This window comes from Mycobacterium sp. NGS19, assembly GCF_059813155.1.
Window position 1 is genome coordinate 397,839 of record NZ_JCALEB010000004.1, and the last position, 21,087, is coordinate 418,925.

Here is a 21,087-nt window from a genome sequence, read left to right on the forward strand (position 1 = left end):
GTGTTCTTCTCTCTTCGCGCAAGCGCTCATCGGTGCTCTTCTCTCTTCGCGCAAGCGCTCATCGGTGCTCTTCTCTCTTCGCGCAAGCGCTCATCGGTGCTCTTCTCTCTTCGCGCAAGCGCTCATCGCAAATCCGCCTCGTCCGCTCGCATTGCCCATGTCGCGAAACGCTCGCCGTCGGATCTTTGTTTCACGAAGTTGCGCACCACTCGCTCGATGTAGTCACCGAGCTCGTCGCTGAGCACTTTGTGCTGGCGCAGCTTGCGGCCGAAACCGCTGTCCAGGCCGAGGCTTCCGCCCAAATGGACCTGGAACCCCTCGACGGGTCCGTCGCCGTCGTCGACCATCTGTCCCTTGAAACCGATGTCGGCGACCTGGATGCGCGCACACGAGTTCGGGCATCCGTTGATGTTGACCGTGATCGGCACGTCGAGCTGGGCGTTGATGTCCTCCAGCCGCTTCTCCAGATCCGGCACCAGCGCGTGCGAGCGGCCCTTGGTGTCGGCGAATGACAGCTTGCAGAACTCAATACCCGTGCAGGCCATCAGGTTTCGGCGCCAGTGCGTTGGGTTGGCCGGCAGGCCAAGCGCTTCCAACTGCTCGACGACCGTGGCGACCTGATCGTCGGGCACGTCGAGGAGAATCAATTTCTGGTACGGAGTGAACCGCACGCGGTTCGACCCGGCCTGCTCGGCGATGTCGGCAACCTTGGTGAGGATCGTGCCGGACACCCGGCCCGCGATCGGGGCGACGCCAACCGCGTTGCGGCCGTTCTTCAGTTTCTGCACGCCGACGTGGTCGACCGGGTGCTTGACCGGCTCGGGTGCTGGTCCGTCGATCAGCTTGCGCTTGAGGTACTCGGTCTCCAGAACTTCGCGGAACTTCTCGACGCCCCAGTCCTTGATCAAGAACTTCAGCCGCGCCTTGGACCGCAGCCGGCGGTAGCCGTAGTCACGGAACACCGAGGTGATGCCCTCCCACACGTCGGGCACCTCCGCCAGCGGCACCCACGCGCCGAGCCGCTGGGCCAGCATGGGATTGGTCGACAAGCCGCCGCCCACCCACACGTCGAGTCCGGGACCATGCTCGGGATGGTTGACGCCGATGAACGCGACGTCGTTGATCTCGTGGGCGACATCCTGCAGACCCGAGATCGCGGTCTTGTACTTGCGCGGCAGGTTCGAAAAGCTGGCGTTGCCGATGTAGCGCCGCACGATCTCGTCGACCGCCCAACTGGCGTCGAGCACCTCGTCGAGCGATTCCCCGGCCAGCGGTGAACCCAGCACCACGCGAGGGCAGTCGCCGCAGGCTTCGGTGGTTTGCAGGCCGACCGCGTCGAGCCGCCGCCAGATCTCCGGCACGTCTTCGATGCGGATCCAGTGGTACTGCAGGTTCTCCCGGTCGGAGATGTCGGCGGTATTCCTCGCGAACTCGGTGGAGATCTCGCCGAGGGTACGCAGCGCAGCGGAGGACAGTGCGCCGCCGTCGCAGCGCACCCGCATCATGAAGTACTTGGCTTCGAGCAGGTCGGCGTTCTCGTCGCCGGTCCAGGTGCCGTCGTAGCCCTGCTCACGCTGGGTGTACAGACCCATCCAACGGAACCGGCCCCGCAGGTCGGTCTTGTCGATGCTGTCGAAGCCGGTCTTGGAGTAGATGTTGAGGATTCGGTCACGCACGTTGAGCGCGTCGTCGTCCTTCTTGAATTGCTCGTTGGCATTGAGCGGCTCGCGATACCCGAGCGCCCACTGGCCCTCGGCGCGCGGCTTGCGAGCGGGCCGAGATTTGGCCTCTGGCACCGGCTGTTGCTCTTCGCGCAAGCGGCTCATCGATGTCATCTTGGGTGGCTCCTCGTCAGAGCCGGCCTGGGAAATGCGCAAATCCACCGGGGGCTGTCCGGCGGCGCAGATCCGGCAGCCAGCTGGAAGTTCAGGTTGGCGGGTCTACGACGTCAAGGCAGACAGCAACAGCTACAGACGCGCTTGAAGTCGACATGCCGCCGCGCTACCAACGAAACGTTGAAGTGGAGGCTGGCGACGGTCACGTCGGCCATTCTGCCACGAACGCCGGTGCGACCCCTAACCGGGCCAGATTTGCGATCAGGGTGAGCAAAAAGTGGCACGACATGCGCCAAGTCCGCGCCCGATTCCCGCTGCGGATTGGTGTCCGGGCCGGCCCGGACGCATTGTTACGGTCGTTAGGTGGTCTCATTTGCGGACTTGCGAGATGCTCGGCCCACCCTTTGGCAGATTGCTGCCGATGATCTGAAGGCAGTCGCATCGCAGGCGGATCGGACTGCGGACAATATCCACGCGAATGGAGCCAAGCCGCTGAAATCGAGCTGGCCGGATCACACCGGCAGCCTGGCGCGCGGCGAGTTGGTGAAGCACGCGAACCGGATGACGAACATCGGCGTGCTTTCTTCCGGCGCCGCCTCTGCGGTCGACACGTTGCAGGACGCCGTTGCGATAGCGCAGCGGCAGCTGCTGGCCGCAGTCGACGACGCGATCGCAGCGGGGTTCGCGGTGGATGACGACGGACGCATCCACCTCAATCCGCACTCGCTGAACCTCGTCGAAGACGGGCTGAAGGCCGCGAAGCTTCAGCTTCTGATCGACGACGCGGTCGAGGCGGCCACGCAGGCCGACCAACTGTGCGTCCATGCGCTCGACACGGTGAGCCTCGATCCGGACACGGTATCGACCGATCAGGCGCAAGCGGCGCAGTCCCAGGCGGTGAAGGATGCGCTACAAGAGATGCGCGATCAGCTGCCCGACGGGTTGCCCGCAGAAGAGGTCGCTGCATGGTGGGCGGAGCTGTCGAGAAAGCAGCGGCAGCAACTGATGCGGGCCGTGCCGGTCGAATTGCACGATCTGCCCGGCATTCCGCAGGCGGTCAAGGACGAACTGAGCAATACGGGTCAGGGCTATAACGCGGTCGAGGCTGTGCGGTGGGCTCTGCAGAACGCGAGTAACGAAGGCATAGACCGGTTCCCGAACAATTGCGCCCACTTCGTGTCCGAGACCCTTGCGGCTGCTGGGTTAGACAACAAGTTCGGTATCAGTGAGGCGGAGTCGTGGTACAAACTGCCGGGATCCGATTATGTCCCACGGGATTTGACATTTCGTGGCCGCGATGCCGATCGGGCTACGCACTCGGATTCGTGGTCTGCCGCGGACCCTCAGCGGGAGTTCTTCCTGAACAACGGCGGCGTGGACGTCGGACTCTCCAACGCTCGGCCAGGCGACGTCGTGTACTTCAACTACGAAACTCCCAGGGACGGCGAGTCGAGCCACCACGTCGCCGTCGTCACCGCGGTCCTGCCTGACGGCGAGGTGCTCTACACCCAGCACACGCCCGGGGCTATCAACCTCGATGCCCAAGACCGCCTTCCGATGATCGAGCAGGCGGAAGGCGCGCAAACCGTGACAGTCGTACGACCACGACAGACATGGTGACCAGATTGACCAGAAATCGCCTCGCTGTGCTGTTGAGCCTCGGAGCGCTCATCGGTTTCGCTTGCGCCTGGTACTCCCTGAACGTGACAGGAACGCGAAATCGGGCATGGATTGATTCCATGGTCGCCAGGCGCTGTTACCCATTACTGCCGATTCCGGACAACCAGGCGATGGGATGGTTCACCATCGTCTCCTCGAGCGTATTTCTCGTTTGCATGTGGGGCGCACTGGGCATGGCCATGTGGAAGCGACGGTGGTGGGTGGTGGTTCCACTCCTGCTGTTGTGCGGTGTGCTCACATTGATTGGCTTCTTCTTCGTCAGATTCGGGCAAATCGACGTGAGTCATCCGGCCGACGCCCTGGCTCCAGCGGACACCGGTGGTCTGCCGTGCGGAAGCGGATGAGATGAGCGGCACGGAGGCGGCTCGCTGGCTGACCAGGAACCGGCTCGCCGGACTTCTGGGGGTTGTGGCCGTCGCCTGCCTCATCGGCGCCGACCGAGCGCTACGGATATCCGGCGCGAGCAACGATGCTTGGGACGCCGAGATGCTCCGGCGAAAATGTCACCCTCCCTGGCCGCCTGTGCCTGACAATCATGCGGTCGGCTGGTTCGCCGTCGTGCTATCTGCGATTTTCATCATCTGCGCCTGGGCTGCACTCGGTGTGGCGGCCTGGAAGAGGCGGTGGTGGGTCATTTTGCTCGCCCTGGTGCTTGCCGCTGTTCTGACGGTAGTGGGTCTTTTCTTCCTGGGCTTCGGTGCGTTGGAAGCTTCCCAGCCGCGCGACGCGCATCTTCCAGCTGACTCGTCAGGGGTCCCCTGCAGGAGCGCGTGGTGAGCCAGCTGACCCGTGTTCGGCTGGCGGCACTATCGGCTTGCGTTGCCATCGCTAATGGCGCTGGCGCCTTATTGTCGCTCGAGGTCTCCGGGAAGCGAGATCAGGCCTGGGAAGATGCCATGCGGGCCAGGCATTGCATCCCACTACTGCCACCGCCCGACAACCACGTAATGGGCTGGTTCACGGTCGTACTGTCCGGATTTTTCATCCTGTGCGTGTGGTGTTCGCTCGCGCTGGCGGTGTGGAGGAGACGATGGTGGCTGGTTGTGCCTGCGATTCTGCTCGCCGGCATGCTGACCGTCATGGGGTTGTTGATTGGAGGTTTTGGGGCGATGGACGCAAGCCAACCTCCCGGTGCTCGGCTTCCAGCCACCGCCACGAATTTCCCATGCGAAGGCGGATGACATGAGCGGCGACGAAATACGAATTGCGCCCGAGCAGGTCGCGTCTGCGGGTTCGACAGTCGCCGCCGAAGCGAATGAGGCCAGAACAGCCATTGCATCCTTATTCGATTCGGCAGAAGCGGCCGCCGCCGGCAACCGCGGCTTCGCGACGGGACCCAAACTTGTCGCCTTCAACGACGATTTGCGCGCTCATTTCACATCGACCGTCGACGAGCTGGAAGGGACCGGCAACAGGATCGTCGCCGCCGCCCAGGCCCACCAAGCCACCGAGGTCGACAACGCGGAAGGCATCAGCCGCATCGCCACTGCCCTGAATGGGCTCGGCAGACTGGGAGCATGACGGGTCGGCCGTTCGGCATCTACATCCACGTGCCGTTCTGCGCCACGCGCTGCGGTTACTGCGACTTCAACACGTACACGCCCGCCGAGCTGGGCGGCGCCAACCCCGACGCGTGGCTGCACGCGCTGCGCACCGAACTGCGACTCGCTGCGGAAAAAATCGGGTCGCGCAGCGTCGACACGGTGTTCGTCGGCGGCGGCACCCCGTCGCTCCTGGGTGCCGAACGCCTCACTGCCGTCCTGGCGGCGGTCCGCGACAACTTCCGCCTCTCGACCGACGCCGAGGTGACCACCGAAGCGAACCCCGAGTCGACCTCCGCCCAGCTGTTCGACGCGCTGCTGGCCGCCGGCTACACGAGAATTTCCCTGGGCATGCAGTCCACTGCGCCGCACGTGCTTGCAGTGCTGGACCGTACCCACTCACCCGGACGGGCTGTGGCCGCCGCACGCGAGGCGCGGGCCGCCGGCTTCGAGCACGTCAGCATCGACCTCATCTACGGCACGCCGGGGGAGAGCGACGACGACCTGTTGCGCTCGGTGGAGGCCGCCGTCGAATCGCATGTCGACCATGTCTCGGCCTACGCGCTCGTCGTCGAAGACGGCACCGCGCTGGCCCGCCGTGTCCGTCGCGGCGAGATCCCCGCACCCGACGACGACGTGCTGGCCCACCGCTACGAGCTGATCGACAAGCGGCTTTCCGACGCCGGCTTCGACTGGTACGAGGTGTCGAACTGGGCGCGCCCCGGCGGCGAGTGCCGCCACAATCTCGGCTATTGGAACGGCGGCGAATGGTGGGGCGCCGGCCCGGGCGCGCACGGCTTCCTCGGCTCGACGCGATGGTGGAACATCAAACACCCCAACACATATGCGCAAGCCTTGGCCGAGAACGCTTTGCCCATTGCAGGTTCCGAGCAGCTGGGCTCCGACGAAATGCACACCGAAGCCGTCATGCTCTCCATCCGGCTGCGCAGCGGGCTTCCCCTCGCCATGCTGGGTGCGGAAACGCAGCGCGCGGAAGTGGCGATCGCAGACGGGCTTCTGGTCCAAGAAGCTGACAGGCTGGTGCTCACCGACCGCGGGCGATTGCTGGCCGACGGTGTCGTGCGGACGCTCCTCGGTTAGCCCGCCGAGAACACACTTGTTCCTGCGAAAGCAGCGAAACAACGCAAACAAGTGTGTTCTCGACGGCGACGAGGCGGCGACGAGGCGACCACGACGAGGCGGCGACGGCGATCAGGCGACGAGGCGAGACTCACGCCTGCTGAGGCCGCACCTCATCCATGTCCAGCAGCCGCGCATGCAGCACCACGCGGTTGCGCAGCGCGGCGCGCACGGCCCGATGCAGCCCGTCCTCCAGGTAGACCACGCCCTTCCACTTGACCGCATGCGGGAAGAGGTCGCCGTAGAACGTCGAGTCCTCAGAGAGCAGCCGGTCCAACGCGAGCACCGTCGTCGTCGTGACCAACTCGTCGAGGCGGATCTGACGCGGCGGAATCTGTGCCCAATCGCGGTAGGACAAACCGTGATCCGGATAGGGCTTGCCGTCGCGGACGCCCTTAAAGATCATCCGCCATCACCATGAAGGGAAAGGGTAGTCGCCCGCACTGTGAGCATCAGGCGCGACCAACGCTCGGCGCGAATCGGCGCAGTTGATCACCGTAAACTGAATGCCGCGGGAGGTGTAGAGCGATGGGAAATGCCGAAGATCGTCGTTTCGAAGTTCTGCGCGCCATCGTCGCCGACTTCGTCGCCACCAAGGAGCCGATCGGCTCCAAGACGCTCGTCGAGCGACACAATCTCGGCGTATCGAGCGCAACCGTCCGCAATGACATGGCCGTGCTGGAGGCCGAGGGCTACATCACCCAGCCGCACACCAGCTCGGGGCGCATTCCGACCGAAAAGGGCTACCGCGAGTTCGTCGATCGGCTCGATGACGTCAAGCCGCTGTCCGCCGCAGAGCGCCGCGCGATTCAGAGCTTTCTCGAGTCAGGCGTGGACCTCGACGACGTGCTGCGCCGCGCGGTCAGGCTGCTGGCCCAGCTGACGCGGCAGGTGGCAGTCGTCCAGTACCCGACGCTGTCCGCATCGACTGTCCGCCACGTCGAGGTCGTCGCGCTGACGCCGGCACGACTGCTGCTGGTGGTGATCACCGACTCCGGCCGTGTTGACCAGCGCATCGTCGAGCTCGGCGACGTCATCGACGAACACCAGCTCTCGCAGTTGCGCGAGCTACTGGGCCAGGCGCTGGACGGCAAGCGGCTATCGGCGGCCTCGGCGGCCGTCGCAGACCTGGCTTCGGAGCTCGGCGGACGCGGCACGCTCGGTGACGCCGTCGGCCGGTCTGCCACAGTGCTACTGGAGTCCCTGGTCGAACACGCCGAGGACCGCCTGGTGCTTGGTGGCACTGCCAACCTGACCCGCAACACCGCAGATTTCGGCGGCTCGCTGCGGCCCATCCTCGAGGCTCTCGAGGAGCAGGTGGTGGTTCTACGGCTGCTTCAGGCGCAGCAGGAAGCAGGCAAGGTGACGGTTCGCATCGGCCATGAAACCGAGGTCGAGGAAATGGCGTCGACCTCGGTGGTCACCACCACCTATGGCGCCGACGGCAACATCTATGGCGGCATGGGGGTGTTAGGGCCCACGCGAATGGACTATCCGGGAACTATCGCTAGTGTCGCTGCGGTTGCGATGTATATCGGCGAGGTTTTGAGTCGCAGGTAGGACCCTGCGGCAGAGAGGGCTACAACAACCGTGGCACGGGACTATTACGGGCTGCTCGGGGTGAGCAGGAACGCCAGTGACGCGGAGATCAAACGCGCCTACCGGCGGCTGGCCCGCGAACTTCATCCTGACGTCAACCCCGACGAGAACGCGCAGGCGCGGTTCAAGGAGATCAGCGTCGCCTACGAGGTGCTCAGCGACCCGGAGAAGCGCCGCATCGTCGACCTCGGCGGCGACCCGATGGAAAACGCCGCCAGCAGCAACGGCTTTACCACAGGTTTCGGCGGCCTGGGCGACGTGTTCGAGGCCTTCTTCGGTGGCGGGACCACCTCGCGAGGCCCGATCGGTCGGGTGCGGCCTGGTGCCGATTCTCTGCTGCGCATGCGGCTGGACCTCGAGGAATGCGCCACGGGCGTGACCAAGCAGGTGACCGTCGACACCGCGGTGCTGTGCGACAAGTGCCACGGCAAGGGCACCAACGACGGGTCCGCGCCGGTACGCTGCGACACCTGCGGTGGCCGCGGCGAGGTGCAGAGCGTGCAACGGTCGCTGCTCGGCCAAGTGATGACGTCGCGGCCGTGCCCCACTTGCCGCGGGGTCGGCGAAGTGATCCTCGACCCGTGCTACCGCTGCGGCGGCGACGGCCGGGTGCGCGCGCGTCGCGACATCAGCGTCAAGATTCCCGCCGGTGTCGGCAACGGCATGCGCGTTCGGTTGGCCGCTCAGGGCGAAGTGGGCCCGGGCGGGGGTCCTGCCGGCGACCTCTACGTCGAGGTCCACGAACAGCCGCACGAGGTCTTTCTGCGCGACGGCGACGATCTGCACTGCACCGTTTCGGTGCCGATGGTCGACGCCGCGCTCGGCACCGACGTGACCATCGACGCGATCCTCGACGGGCCCACGGCGATCACCATTCCGCCAGGGACACAACCGGGTTCGGTAGTCACCATGCGCGGCCTCGGTATGCCGCACCTGCGCACTGGCGCGCGCGGTGACCTGCATGTCCATGTCGAGGTCACAGTGCCTACCCGGCTCGACCACCGCGACGCGGAGCTGCTGCGCCAGCTCAAGAAGCACCGCCGCAGCGACATCGCGGAGGTGAAGGCCACCAGCGCCGCGGCTAGTGGTGGCCTGTTCAGCCGTCTTCGCGAGACGTTCACCGGTCGCTGAGTGACGGACGCGCTCTTCTACGTCGACGCGCTGCCCGACGAGGGCGCTGTCGCGACGGTGGCGGGCGACGAAGGATTTCACGCCGCAACAGTCCGCCGGATCCGGCCCGGCGAACCGCTCCTGCTGGGCGATGGGGCTGGTGAGCTGGCCCGATGCGAGGTCTGCGACGTCGACCGGCGCGCGCTGCATGCCCGGGTGCAGAGCCGGTGGAGCGTCGAGCCGGTGTCGCCCCCGGTGACTGTCGTGCAGGCAGTGCCGAAGTCCGAGCGCTCTGAGCTGGCCATCGAATCGGCCACCGAGGCGGGCGCTGATGCGTTCGTCGCCTGGCAGGCCGCCCGGTGTGTGGCGCGCTGGGAATCCGCACGTGCTGACAAGGGCTTGCGCCGGTGGCGGGCAGTGGCCCGGGCGGCTGCGCGCCAGTCGCGGCGGGCGTACATCCCGCCGGTCGACGGACCGGTGTCCACCGCCGAACTGGTCGACCGCATCGGCGCCGCGACCATGCTCGTGTTGCATGAGTCGGCCGCGGAGGCGTTGTCGGAAAAGCATGTCGCGCAAGCTGATTCAGTTGTCCTCGTTGTGGGTCCGGAAGGCGGGATCACCGACGAGGAGCTCGACGCGTTGACGGCCGCCGGCGGGGTTGCGGTCCGGCTTGGCCCGACGATCCTGCGCACGTCGACCGCCGCTGCGGTCGCGTTGGGCGCGCTGGGGGTCCTGACGCCGCGTTGGGGCCAAAGTGGCAGGTGAGGTGCGCTACCCGCGGTCGATCTCTGGGCGGACATCTGTCTCGGCGGTAGACTGGCGGATCATCGTCCATGACCGAAAGCAGGCTTTGGTAACCACGTGACGCCCCGCGAGACAAGCGCTGCCCCGACCGTTCGAAGCAGCATCGATGTTCCGCCCGATCTGATCGTGGGCCTGCTGGGCTCCGCCGACGAGAACCTGCGTGCGATGGAACGGCTGCTGTCCGCTGAGTTGCACGCTCGCGGCAATACGGTGTCGCTGTCGGGATCCCCTGCGGATGTCGCACTGGCTGAACGCGTGGTGACCGAGCTGATCGTTCTGGTGGCCGGCGGTCAGGTACTGACGCCGGACGTGGTGCGCCAAAGCATCACCATGCTGACCGGCGACTCGAACGAGTCGCCCGCCGAAGTGTTGAGCCTCGACGTCTTGTCCAGGGGCGGCAAGACAATTCGGCCGAAGACGCTCAACCAGAAGCGCTACGTCGACGCGATCGATGGCAACACCGTCGTGTTCGGTATCGGCCCGGCCGGCACCGGCAAGACTTATCTCGCGATGGCCAAGGCGGTCAATGCGTTACAGACGAAGCAGGTCAGCCGGATCATCCTGACCCGTCCGGCGGTGGAAGCCGGTGAGCGCCTTGGCTTTTTGCCCGGCACGCTCTCCGAGAAGATCGACCCTTATCTGCGGCCGCTGTACGACGCGCTGCACGACATGATGGATCCCGAAGTCATCGGAAAGCTCATGAGCGCCGGGGTGATCGAGGTGGCGCCGCTCGGGTATATGCGGGGAAGGACGCTCAACTCGGCGTTCATCATTCTCGACGAGGCGCAGAACACTACTCCAGAGCAGATGAAGATGTTTCTGACTCGTCTTGGCTTCGGTTCGAAAATCGTTGTCACAGGCGACGTTACGCAGGTCGACCTGCCCGGCGGCGCCACGTCCGGTCTGCGAGCGGCGGTCGAGATCTTGGACGGCATCGACGACATCGCAGTGTCGGAACTGACGAGTGCCGACGTGGTGCGCCACAAGCTGGTCACCGAAATCGTCGACGCCTATGCGCGGGCAGAGAACTCGTCCTTGTCGATGAACCGCGCCCAGCGCCGCGCCGCGGGTGCGCGTGCCCACCGGACGCACTGATGAGCGCTTGCGCGAAGAAGAGACGGCACTGATGTCGATCGAAGTAGCCAACGAGTCGGGGCTCGACGTCTCCGAGGCAGAACTGATCAGCGTCGCCCGCTTCGTCATCGAGCGCATGAACGTCAATCCGGCCGCCGAGTTGTCGATGGTGCTGCTGGATCCGAACTCGATGGCCGACCTGCACATGCGGTGGATGGACCTGCCCGGGCCCACCGACGTGATGAGCTTTCCGATGGACGAACTCGAACCCGGCGGCCGCCCTGACGCGCCGGAGCCGGGTCCGGCCATGCTGGGCGACATCGTGCTGTGTCCGCAATTCGCAGCCGAACAAGCCGCGGCAGCAGGGCATTCGCTGGGGCACGAGCTTGCGTTGCTGACCATCCACGGGGTGCTGCATCTGCTCGGCTTCGACCATGCCGAGCCCGAGGAGGAGAAAGAAATGTTCGCCCTGCAACGCGACCTACTCGAGGAGTGGGTGGCCGAGCAGGTGCAGGCCTACCACAAGGATCGCCAGACCGAAAGGGACCGTCGGCTGCTGGACAAGTCCCGGTACTTCGACCAACCGTGAGCGGTCTGGGCGCACTACTGGGCGCGATCGTTCTGATCGCATTCGGCGGGCTGTTCGCAGCCATCGACGCCGCACTGAGCACCGTGTCGATGGCTCGAGTGGAGGAACTCGTCCGCGACGAGCGGCCCGGCGCCGTGCGGCTGGCGCGGGTGATGAACGAGCGGCCCCGCTACATCAATCTCATTGTGCTGCTGCGGATCACCTGTGAAGCGGCAGCGACGGTGTTGCTGGTGGCGTTCCTTTGGGACGACCTCGGGCTGCAATGGGGCCTGGTCGTCGCCGCGTCGCTGATGGTGGTGATCAGCTTCGTGGCCATCGGTGTGGCGCCGCGCACTCTCGGTCGCCAGCACGCGTATTCGATCGCGCTGGCGTCGGCCCTTCCGCTGCAAGCGATCTCGGTGCTGCTGACCCCGATCAGTAGGCTGCTGGTGCTGATCGGCAACGCGCTGACACCGGGCCGTGGTTTTCGCAACGGCCCGTTCGCGTCCGAGATCGAGTTGCGTGAAGTCGTCGACCTGGCGCAGCAGCGCGGCGTGGTGGCCGACGACGAGCGGCGGATGATCCAGTCGGTGTTCGAACTCGGCGACACCCCGGCACGCGAAGTGATGGTGCCCCGCACCGAAATGGTGTGGATCGAAAGCGACAAGAACGCAGGCCAAGCCACATCCCTGGCGGTGCGCAGCGGCCACTCTCGCATCCCGGTGATCGGCGAGAACGTCGACGACGTCGTCGGTGTCGTCTACCTCAAAGACCTTGTGCAGCAGACGTACTACTCGACGACGGGTGGACGCGACACCAAGGTCACCGAGGTCATGCGGCCTGCGGTGTTCATGCCCGACTCCAAACCACTCGATGCGCTGCTGCGTGAGATGCAGCGCACCCGCAACCACATGGCGCTGCTGGTCGACGAGTACGGCGCCATCGCCGGACTGGTGACCATCGAAGACGTGCTGGAGGAGATCGTCGGCGAGATCGCCGACGAATACGACACCGACGAAGTGGCGCCGGTCGAAGATCTGGGCGACAAGAACTTCCGGGTATCCGCCCGCCTGCCGATCGAAGACCTCGGCGAACTCTACGGAATCGAGTTCGAAGAGGATCTGGACGTCGACACGGTCGGCGGCCTGGTGGCGCTCGAACTCGGCAGGGTGCCGCTGCCCGGCGCTGAGGTGACGTCGCATGGGCTGCGCCTGCGGGCCGAGGGCGGCCACGACCATCGCGGCCGCGTGCGAATCAGTACTGTGCTGGTCAGCCCGGACAAGCGGGAGGAGAACGACCAATCGTGACCGATGAGGACTCGAAGCTGGTGGTGCTTGCGCGGGGTGCGATGGCGCGCGCAGACGCGAGCAGCGGTGCGGCCGTGCGGGACGTCGACGGCCGCACCTACGCCGCTGCGCCTGTGGACTTGTCTGCGCTGAGCCTCACCGCGCTTCAGGCGGCCGTCGCGGCGGCGGTATCCAGCGGAGCCGTCGGGCTGGAGGCCGCCGTCGTGGTGGGCGGGGACACCGACGACCCGGGCGTCAAGGCCGTGCAGGAACTCTCGGCCGACGCGGCGATCATCGTCACCGACCGCGCCGGAAACCCGGTGTAGCGCCGAACGTGAACCCAACGCGAAAATCCGGCGCATTTTTCGCGCTGTGCTCACGCTCGGTGAGGGGCCGTAATGGCTGAATTCCGTTCCGGCTTTGTCTGTTTCGTCGGCCGGCCGAACACCGGCAAGTCGACGCTGATGAACCGGCTGGTGGGCGCGAAGGTGGCGATCACGTCGTCACGGCCGCAGACCACCCGCCACACGATCCGCGGCATCGTGCACCGCGACGATTTCCAGATCGTCATCGTCGACACCCCGGGATTGCACCGCCCCCGCACTCTGTTGGGCAAGCGGCTCAACGACCTGGTGCGTGACACCTACAGCGAGGTCGACGTCATCGGCCTGTGCATCCCCGCCGACGAGGCAATCGGGCCGGGGGACCGGTGGATCTTCGAGCAGATCCGGACGATGGCGCCGCACACCACGCTGATCGTCGTCGTCACCAAGATCGACAAAGTCACCAAGGGCGAAGTGGCGCAGCAACTCGCGGCGGTCGCGGAGTTCGTCGGCGACGCGGCCGCGGATATCGTGCCGGTGTCGGCAACCCGCGGCGACCAGATCGACGTGTTGATCGATGTGCTCGCGGCCAAGCTGCCCCCCGGCCCGCCGTACTACCCCGACGGCGAACTCACCGACGAACCCGAAGAGGTGTTGATGGCCGAGCTCATCCGGGAGGCCGCGCTCGAGGGCCTCGGCGACGAGCTGCCGCATTCGCTGGCCGTGGTGATCGACGAGGTGAATCGACGACCCGATCGTGACGATCTGATCGACGTGCACGCGATCCTCTACGTCGAACGCGACAGCCAAAAAGGCATCGTCATCGGCAAAGGCGGCACGCGGTTGCGTGAGGTTGGCACCGCGGCACGCATGCAGATCGAGAAGCTGCTCGGGACCAAGGTGTATCTGGATCTGCGGGTCAAGGTCGCCAAGAACTGGCAGCGGGATCCGAAACAGCTGGGCAGGCTTGGCTTTTAGCTTCCCGCGAAGTCGACGACGGCAACCATCTTGGCGCCGTTCGACGCCGTTGCGAACCCTCCCGCGTTGTACGCGCAATCGGTGATGATCGCCCGGTGCGGCGGGCTGTTCATCCATGCGTCCAGCGCCGCCGCGACTGTGGCCAAAGCGCCTGTGCCCCAATAAACGATCTCACCGGTGCGCGTGGCCTGGGTGTAGCCGGCATCGGCGATCCTGCTCTGCGGTGTCGAACCGTCCGAACCGGCATGGCCGTCGACTCCAGTCCGCAGCATGTCGTCGGCATGACGCTGCGCGGCGGCGGTCAACCGGGCATCGGTGCGCATCGTGGGGCATGCCTGCCGCAGCACCTTGACGCCGTTGTACACGGCGGTGCCGAAATCGTCTGCGACGGCTGGTGATTGGGCCACACCACCGAATACGACGAGCGCAGCACAGACCGAGCTGACCCTGGCGACCGTGCGCTTGATCGTCACGCTGCCTCGCAAACGGCTCGCTGCACTGCTCTAGCAAACCAGATGCTAACCACCGGGTGATCCCGGTGAAGTGGGAATACCCGAAATCGGCTGCTACGCCGACGCCGCAACGGCCCAGCCGTGGATACCCTCGAGCTCGGTGGCCAGTGGAGACCAGCAGCGGCTCTCGGCGTTGTCGACTACGGCGTCGGCAAGCGCCGGTTTCGACGCGGCCCGACATTAATCGGCGGTGCATACCGGGTATGTCGGCTTGTGATGGGAAACTGAATCAATGCGGTTGTACCGGGACCGGGCGGTTGTGCTGCGCCAGCACAAGCTCGGCGAGGCTGACCGGATCGTCACCCTGCTCACCCGTGAGCACGGGCTGGTGCGTGCGGTCGCCAAGGGGGTGCGGCGCACCCGCAGCAAGTTCGGGGCGCGGTTGGAGCCGTTCGCCCACATCGATGTCCAGCTGCATCCCGGCCGCAACCTCGACATCGTCACGCAGGTGGTCTCCATCGACGCCTTCGCCACGGACATCGTCAGCGACTATGGCCGCTATACCTGCGCATGTGCGGTGCTGGAAACCGCCGAACGGCTGGCCGGAGAAGAGCGCGTCCCCGTCCCTGCGCTGCACCGGCTCACCGTCGGAGCCCTGCGCGCGGTGGCCGACGGAGCGCGCCCGCGAGAACTGGTGCTGGACGCCTATTTGCTGCGAGCCATGGGAATCGCGGGCTGGGCGCCGGCGCTCACCGAGTGCGCCCGCTGCGCAGCGCCCGGGCCGCACCGGGCGTTCCATGTCGCGGCCGGCGGCAGCGTGTGTGTGCACTGCCGGCCAGCGGGGTCGTCTACGCCACCAGTCGGGGTGCTGGATCTGATGTCGGCATTGCACGACGGCGACTGGGACTACGCGCAGGCGGCGCCGCCGTCGCATCGCAGCCACGCCAGCGGGCTGGTGGCTGCGCACTTGCAGTGGCATCTGGAACGCCAGCTACGGACGTTGCCGCTGGTGGAACGCATCGATCGGGTGGATCGCGCAGTCGGCGACCACGGGGTGGCGCTGTTCGGGCAGGATATGGCGCGTGATTCGGGGAGCTGAGCGCAGGCGCAAGGCCAAATTCCCGCAACTGCCGCCGGCGCCTGACGACTATCCGACCTTCCCCGACAAATCGGTATGGCCGGTGCCGTTCCCCGAGCTGCCGCCTGCGCCAGGCGGTGGACCGAGACGTCCGCCACAGCACACGTCCAAAGCCGCAGCACCGCAGATCCCCGCCGACCAGCTGCCGCGTCACGTCGCGGTCGTCATGGACGGCAACGGCCGCTGGGCCACGCAGCGCGGCCTGCACCGCACCGAAGGGCACAAGATGGGTGAGGCGGTGCTCATCGACATAACGTGCGGAGCCATCGAGATCGGCATCAAGCACCTCACGGTTTACGCGTTCTCCACCGAGAATTGGAAGCGCAGCACCGAAGAGGTGCGCTTCCTCATGGGCTTCAACCGCGAAGTGGTACGGCGCCGGCGGGAGAACCTCAACGCGATGGGGGTGCGAATGCGCTGGGTCGGTTCGCGCCCGCGCATGTGGCGCAGCGTGATCAAAGAGTTCGAGATCGCCGAACAGATGACGCTGCACAACGACGTCATCACCATCAATTACTGCGTCAACTACGGTGGCCGCACCGAAATCGTCGAGGCCACAAAGGAAATCGCTCGGCTGGCCGCGGCCGGGCGGATCAATCCCAACCGGATCACCGAGGCCACGGTGGCCAAACACCTTCACCGGCCCGACATTCCGGACGTCGACCTGTTCATCCGCACATCGGGGGAGCAGCGGGCAAGCAACTTCATGTTGTGGCAGGCGGCCTACGCCGAGTACGTGTTCCAGGACAAGCTGTGGCCGGACTACGACCGGCGGGATCTGTGGGAGGCATGCGAGGAGTACGTCCGCCGCAACCGGAGATTCGGTCGAGCGTAATGACGCTGCAACAGCGGTTGCGTGACGTGCTGTCCGGCGTGCTGTCGGTGCGGGATGAAGACGACGGCGCGTTGACGGTTCAGCACGACGGGACGTTGGCGTCGCTGCGGGTGGTCACCGTTGCCGAGGGTCTAGAGTTGGTGTCGCTGTCGCAGATCCTGGCGTGGGACATCCCGCTGGACCGCGGTGTCCGGGCCAAGATCGCCGAACATGCCCGCGACACCATGCTCGGCACGGTCACGCTGATCGAGAAGAAGCGGATCGGAGAAGTGTTGCTGCGCTACAACTTTCCGGGTACCGGTCTCACCGACGAGGCACTGCGCACGTTGATCCTGATGGTGCTGTCCACGGGCGCCGACGTGCGTCGCGCGCTGACCGATTAGCCTCGCGCGCAGGAGGCACAGGTCCCGAAGATCTCAATGGTGTGGCTTGCCTCCGAAAAACCATGTGCGGCAGCCACTTCGGCTGCCCACGCCTCGACCTGGCCGCCTTGAACCTCGACCGTGAATCCGCAGGCGCGGCACACCAGATGGTGGTGGTGGTGCGTCGAGCAGCGGCGGTAGACGGACTCGCCGGTGTCGGTGCGCAACGTGTCGACGGCGCCGGCCGCCGACAGCGACTGCAGTGTGCGGTAGACGGTGGTCAGTCCGATGCCTTCGCCACGGCGGCGGAGTTCGTCGTGAATCTCCTGGGCGGAGCGGAAGTCGTCGAGGGAGTCCAGTAGGGCGGTGATCGCTGCGCGTTGTCGAGTACTGCGCACACCGGCCCCGGTCACGTCGTCTCCTCGGCGGCATGGGTGACCGCGGCGGTGACAATGTGGGCCAGATGCTGGTCGACCAGCCGGTAGAGCACCTCGCGGCCGGATCGTTCACCTTGCACCACGCCCGCGGCCTTGAGGATCTTCAGGTGCTGGCTGACCAGCGGCTGCGGTACCCCGAGCGCGTCGACAAGCTCGTGCACGCAGCGCTGCGACTCCAGCAGCTGCAACACGATCGCAATGCGCACGGGGGCAGCCAACGCCCGCAGGATGTCGCCGGCGGTGTCGAGCACATGGCGCGGGGGCAGCTGACCCGGCGCTTGTCCGTGCCGGTGTTGCTGATGCGCTTGCGCCAAAGTGGAAACCGTTTCCATTAGTGGCCAGATTACATGCGTGACCACGCATGCGACAGCGGGTTGGGCGGCCCGCTTGGCGCAGCGCGCGGCCGATTACGCTGGCTACCCGTGGCATCCGTGATCGATACCGTCGTCAACCTGGCCAAGCGCCGCGGGTTGGTGTACCCGTCCGGCGAAATCTACGGCGGCACGCGGTCAGCCTGGGACTACGGCCCGCTCGGTGTCGAGCTCAAGGAGAACATCAAGCGCCAGTGGTGGCAGGCGGTGGTCACCGGCCGCGACGACGTCGTCGGCATCGACACCTCGATCATCCTGCCGCGCGCGGTCTGGGTGGCCTCGGGACACGTCGAGGTCTTCCACGATCCGCTGGTGGAATGCCTGAACTGCCACAAGCGGCATCGCCAGGATCATCTGCAGGAGGCGTATGCCGCCAAGAAGGGGTTGACGGATCCCGAGTCGGTGCCGGTGGCCGAAATCGTGTGCCCGGATTGCGGGACCAAAGGCCAGTGGACCGAGCCGCGTGAATTCAACATGATGCTCAAGACCTACCTCGGGCCCATCGAAACCGAGGAAGGCCTGCACTATTTGCGGCCAGAGACCGCCCAAGGCATTTTCGTGAACTTTGCGAATGTGATGACGACGTCGCGCAAGAAGCCACCGTTCGGAATCGGTCAGATAGGCAAGAGCTTTCGCAACGAGATCACACCGGGCAACTTCATCTTCCGCACCCGCGAGTTCGAGCAGATGGAGATGGAATTCTTCGTCGAGCCGCACACCGCGCCGCAGTGGCACCAGTATTGGATCGACACCCGGCTGGAGTGGTACGTCGACCTCGGTATCAAGCGGGACAACCTGCGGCTGTTCGAGCATCCCAAAGACAAGCTGTCGCATTACTCGGACCGCACTGTCGACATCGAGTACAAGTTCGGGTTCCAAGGCAACCCGTGGGGTGAGCTGGAAGGCATCGCCAATCGCACCGACTTCGACTTGAAGACGCACGCCGAGCACTCGGGCGTCGACCTGTCCTACTACGACCAGGCCACCGACACGCGCTACATCCCCTACGTCATCGAGCCGGCGGCGGGGTTAACGCGGTCGTTCATGGCATTCCTGATCGACGCCTACACCGAGGACGAGGCGCCAAATGCCAAGGGCGTCATGGAGAAACGCACGGTGTTGCGGCTGGACCCGCGGCTCGCGCCGGTGAAGGTGGCGGTGCTGCCGCTGTCGCGCCACGCCGACTTGTCGCCGAAAGCGCGCGATCTCGCCGCCGAACTACGCAAGAACTGGAACGTGGAGTTCGACGATGCCGGCGCGATCGGACGGCGGTACCGCCGGCAGGACGAGATCGGCACACCGTATTGCGTCACAATCGATTTCGACACGCTCGACGACAACGCCGTGACCGTGCGCGAACGTGACGACATGACGCAGGACCGGATCCCGATCGACGGGGTCGCCGACTATCTGGCCAAGCGGCTGCGCGGCTGACTTTTTTGGCGCGAGCGTGCGGGTCTGCACGGCGACACGCCGGCCAGAACCGTACCGGCACGCACGCTCGCGGTCGATCAGCAAGGGGTCAGAAGCGGCCGCCGCCGCCGAAGAAATCGCCCGAGTTGCTCGTCGACCCGCCGAATCCGGTCGAGCTCCAGCCACCGAACCCGCCACGCAGCGCCCCGCTGAGGATGTTGCCGATGATGATGCCCCCGATCATCGCCCCCATGTCCGAGCCGCCGCGGCCGAACCGCCCGGAATAGAGCCGCTGGGCGTTCTGCACGTCGGCGTTGGCCAACGACTGCGCCTGCGCCGCCAGCATCGAGGCGCCGTTGGCGTACGCCATTGCCTGATTCAGGTCGGCCGCCCGAATGGCCTGGGCCGCCTCGAGTTGCCGAAGAGCCTCAGAGAGCCGGGTTCGGGCCTCCGGCCCGATGCTTCCGCGGCGGGTGTCGATGTAGTCCGACACCGCCCGCACCCGCGACTGCGCGGTGAAAAGTGCCTGGTCGAAAGCGCGGGAGAGCCGTTCGGCCGCAACGCGCTCCTCGGCGACGCTGGCCAGCAGCCGGTCGAGCTCGGCGTCGGCCTTGGTGAGTTGGGTGAACGCACCAAGCGGGTCGGCCGCGCCCCGGTCTCGTGCGGATTCGACGGCGGTGACGGCGGCACTGCGGGCGGCTGCGAGTTCAGTCGCATGAGGGACGTTGCCTTCGCGAAGTTGCGCGTCGGCTTGCGTGATGCCGTTTTGGATGTCGGCGATCGCCGACGGCAGCATCGCCGCGGCGCGTTTGATGTCACTTTCTGCTGAGTCCACGGCGTCGAGCAGCGACCGGGCTTGTGCCAGCGCCGACTCGGCTGCACGCACCGTGTCGACCAGCTCGGCCTGCTGGCCGGCGACCGGACGCGCCGCCAACTCCCGCGCGCGCGTGATGTTCTGCTCGGCGAACGTCAGACGCTCCTGAGCCGCGGTCACATTGCCGGACACCGAAGCCAAGGCGGCACTATCGAATTCCGTGCGCAGGGCGGCCATCTTCTGATCAGCCGGCGCGATTCTGGCCGTGAGCTCGACGAGCTGCTGGGTCAACGTGTCGAGTTTGTCTGGGGCATTGATCACGAGGTCGCGCAGCTGCTCGAACGCTTCCTTCTGTGCGTCGAGTTCACGGTCGGCTTGAGCGGCGGAGACGATCACCCGGGTCAGCAGTTCGCGGCGCTGCGCCGGCGTTTCGGGAATGGCGTCGTCGAGCTGCTGGCGAACCGCAAACGCTTGTGCCAGAGCCGACTTCGCGTTGTTGACAGCACGCGTGAAGGGCTCGGTCCTCTCGGGTCCGAATTCCTCGATCGCTAAAGCCAGCTCATTCTCACTGCTGCGCACAGCGTTGTCGACGTCGACCACCTTCTCTTTGGAGAGGTCGTCGAGCACGTCGAGCGAAACCGAACCGAGTAGCTGCGGGTTCGTCGCGTCGATTCGGCGCGCAGCGGCGAATTCGGCCGCACGCCTGCGGCGCCGGCGCCAGCGCATCAATGCCATCAGCACCGCCAAGGCGACCACAATGAGGCCTGCCACCACAATCAGCGTTCGCCAGGAGAACGACGACTTTCCCGTCGTGCCGAGGCCGTTCGCTGCGGCCACCGCGGCACCTGCCCAGTCGTCGTTGCGCAGTGCCGGTTCGATCTGATTGCGCCGGATGTCGTCCACCCGGCTTGCGCTGACATTCTTGACGCTGTCTGGCACAAGGAACGCGTAGGCCCGGTCGACGGTCGCGATCGCCAGGATCGCGTCGAAATCACCGAGATCGCTTGTCCTATAGGTGCTTTTGGCCCAGCTCTCGGCGCCAAGACCGGCGAAGTCGTCGACGTAGACCACCCACAGGCGAGTTTTGCGGTCGCTGTAGAGCTTGTCGATCGCGGCCTGCACCTGCGCGCGCTGAGTAGTCGTGAGCGCATCCGCGCGGTCTGTGACGTAGCCCGGCAGGCGGAACGGTGGCTCTGCGACGGCGTGAGGCGCGACGAGCACGATCGCGGCCAGAACGGCGAAAAGGACGCCGAGCAGACGGGCACCGACGCCGGGGAGGCGGACAGAGCGCATGGTGGCCAATCTAATGAACGGTGCTGGCAGACTG

25 protein-coding genes are annotated in these 21,087 nt (G+C 65.8%); 18 read left to right on the forward strand and 7 right to left on the reverse strand.

The annotated features are described in order from the left end of the window. Positions 1-122: 122 nt before the first annotated feature. Together AC5Y4N_RS15025 and AC5Y4N_RS15030 are read right to left on the reverse strand one after the other, a co-directional pair. Positions 123-1,826, reverse strand: coding sequence for a nitrite/sulfite reductase (locus tag AC5Y4N_RS15025; protein ID WP_499911146.1), 1,704 nt, complete (start codon positions 1,824-1,826; stop codon positions 123-125). A 122-nt stretch (positions 1,827-1,948) separates the two neighbouring features. Continuing rightward, positions 1,949-2,050, reverse strand: coding sequence for an Ms4527A family Cys-rich leader peptide (locus AC5Y4N_RS15030; RefSeq protein ID WP_499911145.1), 102 nt, complete (start codon positions 2,048-2,050; stop codon positions 1,949-1,951). A gap of 148 nt (positions 2,051-2,198) precedes the next feature. Here AC5Y4N_RS15030 and AC5Y4N_RS15035 point away from each other — a divergent pair, with 148 nt between their 5' ends. The 6 genes from AC5Y4N_RS15035 to hemW are packed head-to-tail and all read left to right on the forward strand — an operon-like array spanning position 2,199 to position 6,157. Next, the gene (locus AC5Y4N_RS15035) at positions 2,199-3,455 is read left to right on the forward strand and encodes a CHAP domain-containing protein (protein WP_499911144.1); all 1,257 of its coding nucleotides are present in this window, start codon (positions 2,199-2,201) and stop codon (positions 3,453-3,455) included. Continuing rightward, the gene (locus AC5Y4N_RS15040) at positions 3,452-3,859 is read left to right on the forward strand and encodes a hypothetical protein (protein WP_499911143.1); all 408 of its coding nucleotides are present in this window, start codon (positions 3,452-3,454) and stop codon (positions 3,857-3,859) included. The genes AC5Y4N_RS15035 and AC5Y4N_RS15040 overlap by 4 nt, the downstream gene beginning before the upstream one ends. A gap of 1 nt (position 3,860) precedes the next feature. Further along, positions 3,861-4,292, forward strand: a complete 432-nt coding sequence (locus AC5Y4N_RS15045) for a hypothetical protein (protein ID WP_499911142.1) — start codon at positions 3,861-3,863, stop codon at positions 4,290-4,292. Then, complete coding sequence (locus AC5Y4N_RS15050; RefSeq protein ID WP_499911141.1) at positions 4,289-4,696, forward strand: hypothetical protein; 408 nt, start codon at positions 4,289-4,291, stop codon at positions 4,694-4,696. The genes AC5Y4N_RS15045 and AC5Y4N_RS15050 overlap by 4 nt, the downstream gene beginning before the upstream one ends. A 1-nt stretch (position 4,697) precedes the next feature. Next, the gene (locus AC5Y4N_RS15055; RefSeq protein ID WP_499911140.1) at positions 4,698-5,036 is read left to right on the forward strand and encodes a hypothetical protein; all 339 of its coding nucleotides are present in this window, start codon (positions 4,698-4,700) and stop codon (positions 5,034-5,036) included. Beyond that, positions 5,033-6,157, forward strand: coding sequence for a radical SAM family heme chaperone HemW (gene hemW / locus AC5Y4N_RS15060; protein WP_499911139.1), 1,125 nt, complete (start codon positions 5,033-5,035; stop codon positions 6,155-6,157). Before AC5Y4N_RS15055 ends, hemW begins: the two co-directional genes overlap by 4 nt. A 130-nt stretch (positions 6,158-6,287) precedes the next feature. On the opposite strand, the gene AC5Y4N_RS15065 is transcribed toward hemW, so the two are convergent. Then, complete coding sequence (locus tag AC5Y4N_RS15065) at positions 6,288-6,602, reverse strand: type II toxin-antitoxin system VapB family antitoxin (protein ID WP_499911138.1); 315 nt, start codon at positions 6,600-6,602, stop codon at positions 6,288-6,290. 122 nt (positions 6,603-6,724) lie between these two features. On the opposite strand from AC5Y4N_RS15065, the gene hrcA reads away from it, so the two are divergent. The 8 genes from hrcA (at position 6,725) to era (ending at position 13,938) form a co-directional block, all read left to right on the forward strand. Then, complete coding sequence (hrcA, locus tag AC5Y4N_RS15070) at positions 6,725-7,756, forward strand: heat-inducible transcriptional repressor HrcA (protein ID WP_499911137.1); 1,032 nt, start codon at positions 6,725-6,727, stop codon at positions 7,754-7,756. A 30-nt stretch (positions 7,757-7,786) separates the two neighbouring features. Beyond that, positions 7,787-8,926, forward strand: a complete 1,140-nt coding sequence (gene dnaJ, locus AC5Y4N_RS15075; RefSeq protein ID WP_499911136.1) for a molecular chaperone DnaJ — start codon at positions 7,787-7,789, stop codon at positions 8,924-8,926. Then, positions 8,927-9,670: a 16S rRNA (uracil(1498)-N(3))-methyltransferase gene (locus AC5Y4N_RS15080; RefSeq protein WP_499911135.1), complete on the forward strand. Its 744-nt coding sequence runs from the start codon at positions 8,927-8,929 to the stop codon at positions 9,668-9,670. A gap of 96 nt (positions 9,671-9,766) precedes the next feature. Next, positions 9,767-10,804 carry a PhoH family protein gene (locus AC5Y4N_RS15085; protein ID WP_499911134.1) on the forward strand — a complete coding sequence of 346 codons (1,038 nt, stop codon included), beginning with the start codon at positions 9,767-9,769 and terminating at the stop codon, positions 10,802-10,804. A 31-nt stretch (positions 10,805-10,835) separates the two neighbouring features. After that, positions 10,836-11,372 (forward strand): rRNA maturation RNase YbeY, encoded by a 537-nt coding sequence (gene ybeY, locus AC5Y4N_RS15090; RefSeq protein WP_499911133.1) that lies wholly within the window; start codon positions 10,836-10,838, stop codon positions 11,370-11,372. Beyond that, positions 11,369-12,658 carry a hemolysin family protein gene (locus tag AC5Y4N_RS15095; RefSeq protein ID WP_499911132.1) on the forward strand — a complete coding sequence of 430 codons (1,290 nt, stop codon included), beginning with the start codon at positions 11,369-11,371 and terminating at the stop codon, positions 12,656-12,658. The genes ybeY and AC5Y4N_RS15095 overlap by 4 nt, the downstream gene beginning before the upstream one ends. Then, positions 12,652-12,963, forward strand: a complete 312-nt coding sequence (locus tag AC5Y4N_RS15100) for a cytidine deaminase-like protein (RefSeq protein ID WP_499914487.1) — start codon at positions 12,652-12,654, stop codon at positions 12,961-12,963. Before AC5Y4N_RS15095 ends, AC5Y4N_RS15100 begins: the two co-directional genes overlap by 7 nt. 72 nt (positions 12,964-13,035) lie before the next feature. Beyond that, positions 13,036-13,938: a GTPase Era gene (gene era / locus AC5Y4N_RS15105; protein ID WP_499911130.1), complete on the forward strand. Its 903-nt coding sequence runs from the start codon at positions 13,036-13,038 to the stop codon at positions 13,936-13,938. Here era and AC5Y4N_RS15110 read toward each other — a convergent pair. Beyond that, entirely contained in the window at positions 13,935-14,345 is a 411-nt protein-coding gene (locus AC5Y4N_RS15110) for a CAP domain-containing protein (protein WP_499911265.1), read from the reverse strand. The two genes, era and AC5Y4N_RS15110, sit on opposite strands and share 4 nt — an antisense overlap. Before the next feature lie 337 nt (positions 14,346-14,682). Here AC5Y4N_RS15110 and recO point away from each other — a divergent pair, with 337 nt between their 5' ends. From recO to AC5Y4N_RS15125, 3 genes are read left to right on the forward strand one after another with little or no spacing between them, the layout of a single operon-like run. Further along, positions 14,683-15,489, forward strand: a complete 807-nt coding sequence (recO, locus tag AC5Y4N_RS15115) for a DNA repair protein RecO (protein WP_499911129.1) — start codon at positions 14,683-14,685, stop codon at positions 15,487-15,489. Then, positions 15,473-16,363: a decaprenyl diphosphate synthase gene (locus AC5Y4N_RS15120; RefSeq protein WP_499911128.1), complete on the forward strand. Its 891-nt coding sequence runs from the start codon at positions 15,473-15,475 to the stop codon at positions 16,361-16,363. The genes recO and AC5Y4N_RS15120 overlap by 17 nt, the downstream gene beginning before the upstream one ends. Further along, a complete protein-coding gene (locus AC5Y4N_RS15125) occupies positions 16,363-16,746 on the forward strand; it encodes a hypothetical protein (protein WP_499911127.1) in 384 nt (127 codons plus the stop codon). The genes AC5Y4N_RS15120 and AC5Y4N_RS15125 overlap by 1 nt, the downstream gene beginning before the upstream one ends. Here the strand turns inward: AC5Y4N_RS15125 and AC5Y4N_RS15130 are convergent. Together AC5Y4N_RS15130 and AC5Y4N_RS15135 are read right to left on the reverse strand one after the other, a co-directional pair. Further along, positions 16,743-17,138 (reverse strand): Fur family transcriptional regulator, encoded by a 396-nt coding sequence (locus AC5Y4N_RS15130; RefSeq protein ID WP_499911126.1) that lies wholly within the window; start codon positions 17,136-17,138, stop codon positions 16,743-16,745. The two genes, AC5Y4N_RS15125 and AC5Y4N_RS15130, sit on opposite strands and share 4 nt — an antisense overlap. Beyond that, on the reverse strand, positions 17,135-17,494 hold the full coding sequence (locus AC5Y4N_RS15135) for an ArsR/SmtB family transcription factor (protein ID WP_499911125.1): 360 nt from the start codon (positions 17,492-17,494) through the stop codon (positions 17,135-17,137). Before AC5Y4N_RS15135 ends, AC5Y4N_RS15130 begins: the two co-directional genes overlap by 4 nt. Positions 17,495-17,536: 42 nt before the next feature. Here AC5Y4N_RS15135 and AC5Y4N_RS15140 point away from each other — a divergent pair, with 42 nt between their 5' ends. Beyond that, the gene (locus tag AC5Y4N_RS15140) at positions 17,537-18,967 is read left to right on the forward strand and encodes a glycine--tRNA ligase (protein WP_499911263.1); all 1,431 of its coding nucleotides are present in this window, start codon (positions 17,537-17,539) and stop codon (positions 18,965-18,967) included. A gap of 88 nt (positions 18,968-19,055) precedes the next feature. On the opposite strand, the gene AC5Y4N_RS15145 is transcribed toward AC5Y4N_RS15140, so the two are convergent. Next, the gene (locus tag AC5Y4N_RS15145; RefSeq protein WP_499911124.1) at positions 19,056-21,053 is read right to left on the reverse strand and encodes a TPM domain-containing protein; all 1,998 of its coding nucleotides are present in this window, start codon (positions 21,051-21,053) and stop codon (positions 19,056-19,058) included. Between the last annotated feature and the right edge of the window lie 34 nt (positions 21,054-21,087).

What these genes read in the sequence shown, in the direction of transcription:
- AC5Y4N_RS15025 (WP_499911146.1), bottom strand. Translation starts at nt 1,826, where the DNA reads ATGAGCCGCTTGCGCGAAGAGCAACAGCCGGTGCCAGAGGCCAAATCT.
- AC5Y4N_RS15030 (WP_499911145.1), bottom strand. Translation starts at nt 2,050, where the DNA reads ATGGCCGACGTGACCGTCGCCAGCCTCCACTTCAACGTTTCGTTGGTA.
- AC5Y4N_RS15045 (WP_499911142.1), top strand. Translation starts at nt 3,861, where the DNA reads ATGAGCGGCACGGAGGCGGCTCGCTGGCTGACCAGGAACCGGCTCGCC.
- AC5Y4N_RS15055 (WP_499911140.1), top strand. Translation starts at nt 4,698, where the DNA reads ATGAGCGGCGACGAAATACGAATTGCGCCCGAGCAGGTCGCGTCTGCG.
- hemW (WP_499911139.1), top strand. Translation starts at nt 5,033, where the DNA reads ATGACGGGTCGGCCGTTCGGCATCTACATCCACGTGCCGTTCTGCGCC.
- AC5Y4N_RS15065 (WP_499911138.1), bottom strand. Translation starts at nt 6,602, where the DNA reads ATGATCTTTAAGGGCGTCCGCGACGGCAAGCCCTATCCGGATCACGGT.
- hrcA (WP_499911137.1), top strand. Translation starts at nt 6,725, where the DNA reads ATGGGAAATGCCGAAGATCGTCGTTTCGAAGTTCTGCGCGCCATCGTC.
- ybeY (WP_499911133.1), top strand. Translation starts at nt 10,836, where the DNA reads ATGTCGATCGAAGTAGCCAACGAGTCGGGGCTCGACGTCTCCGAGGCA.
- era (WP_499911130.1), top strand. Translation starts at nt 13,036, where the DNA reads ATGGCTGAATTCCGTTCCGGCTTTGTCTGTTTCGTCGGCCGGCCGAAC.
- recO (WP_499911129.1), top strand. Translation starts at nt 14,683, where the DNA reads ATGCGGTTGTACCGGGACCGGGCGGTTGTGCTGCGCCAGCACAAGCTC.
- AC5Y4N_RS15125 (WP_499911127.1), top strand. Translation starts at nt 16,363, where the DNA reads ATGACGCTGCAACAGCGGTTGCGTGACGTGCTGTCCGGCGTGCTGTCG.
- AC5Y4N_RS15135 (WP_499911125.1), bottom strand. Translation starts at nt 17,494, where the DNA reads ATGGAAACGGTTTCCACTTTGGCGCAAGCGCATCAGCAACACCGGCAC.
- AC5Y4N_RS15145 (WP_499911124.1), bottom strand. Translation starts at nt 21,053, where the DNA reads ATGCGCTCTGTCCGCCTCCCCGGCGTCGGTGCCCGTCTGCTCGGCGTC.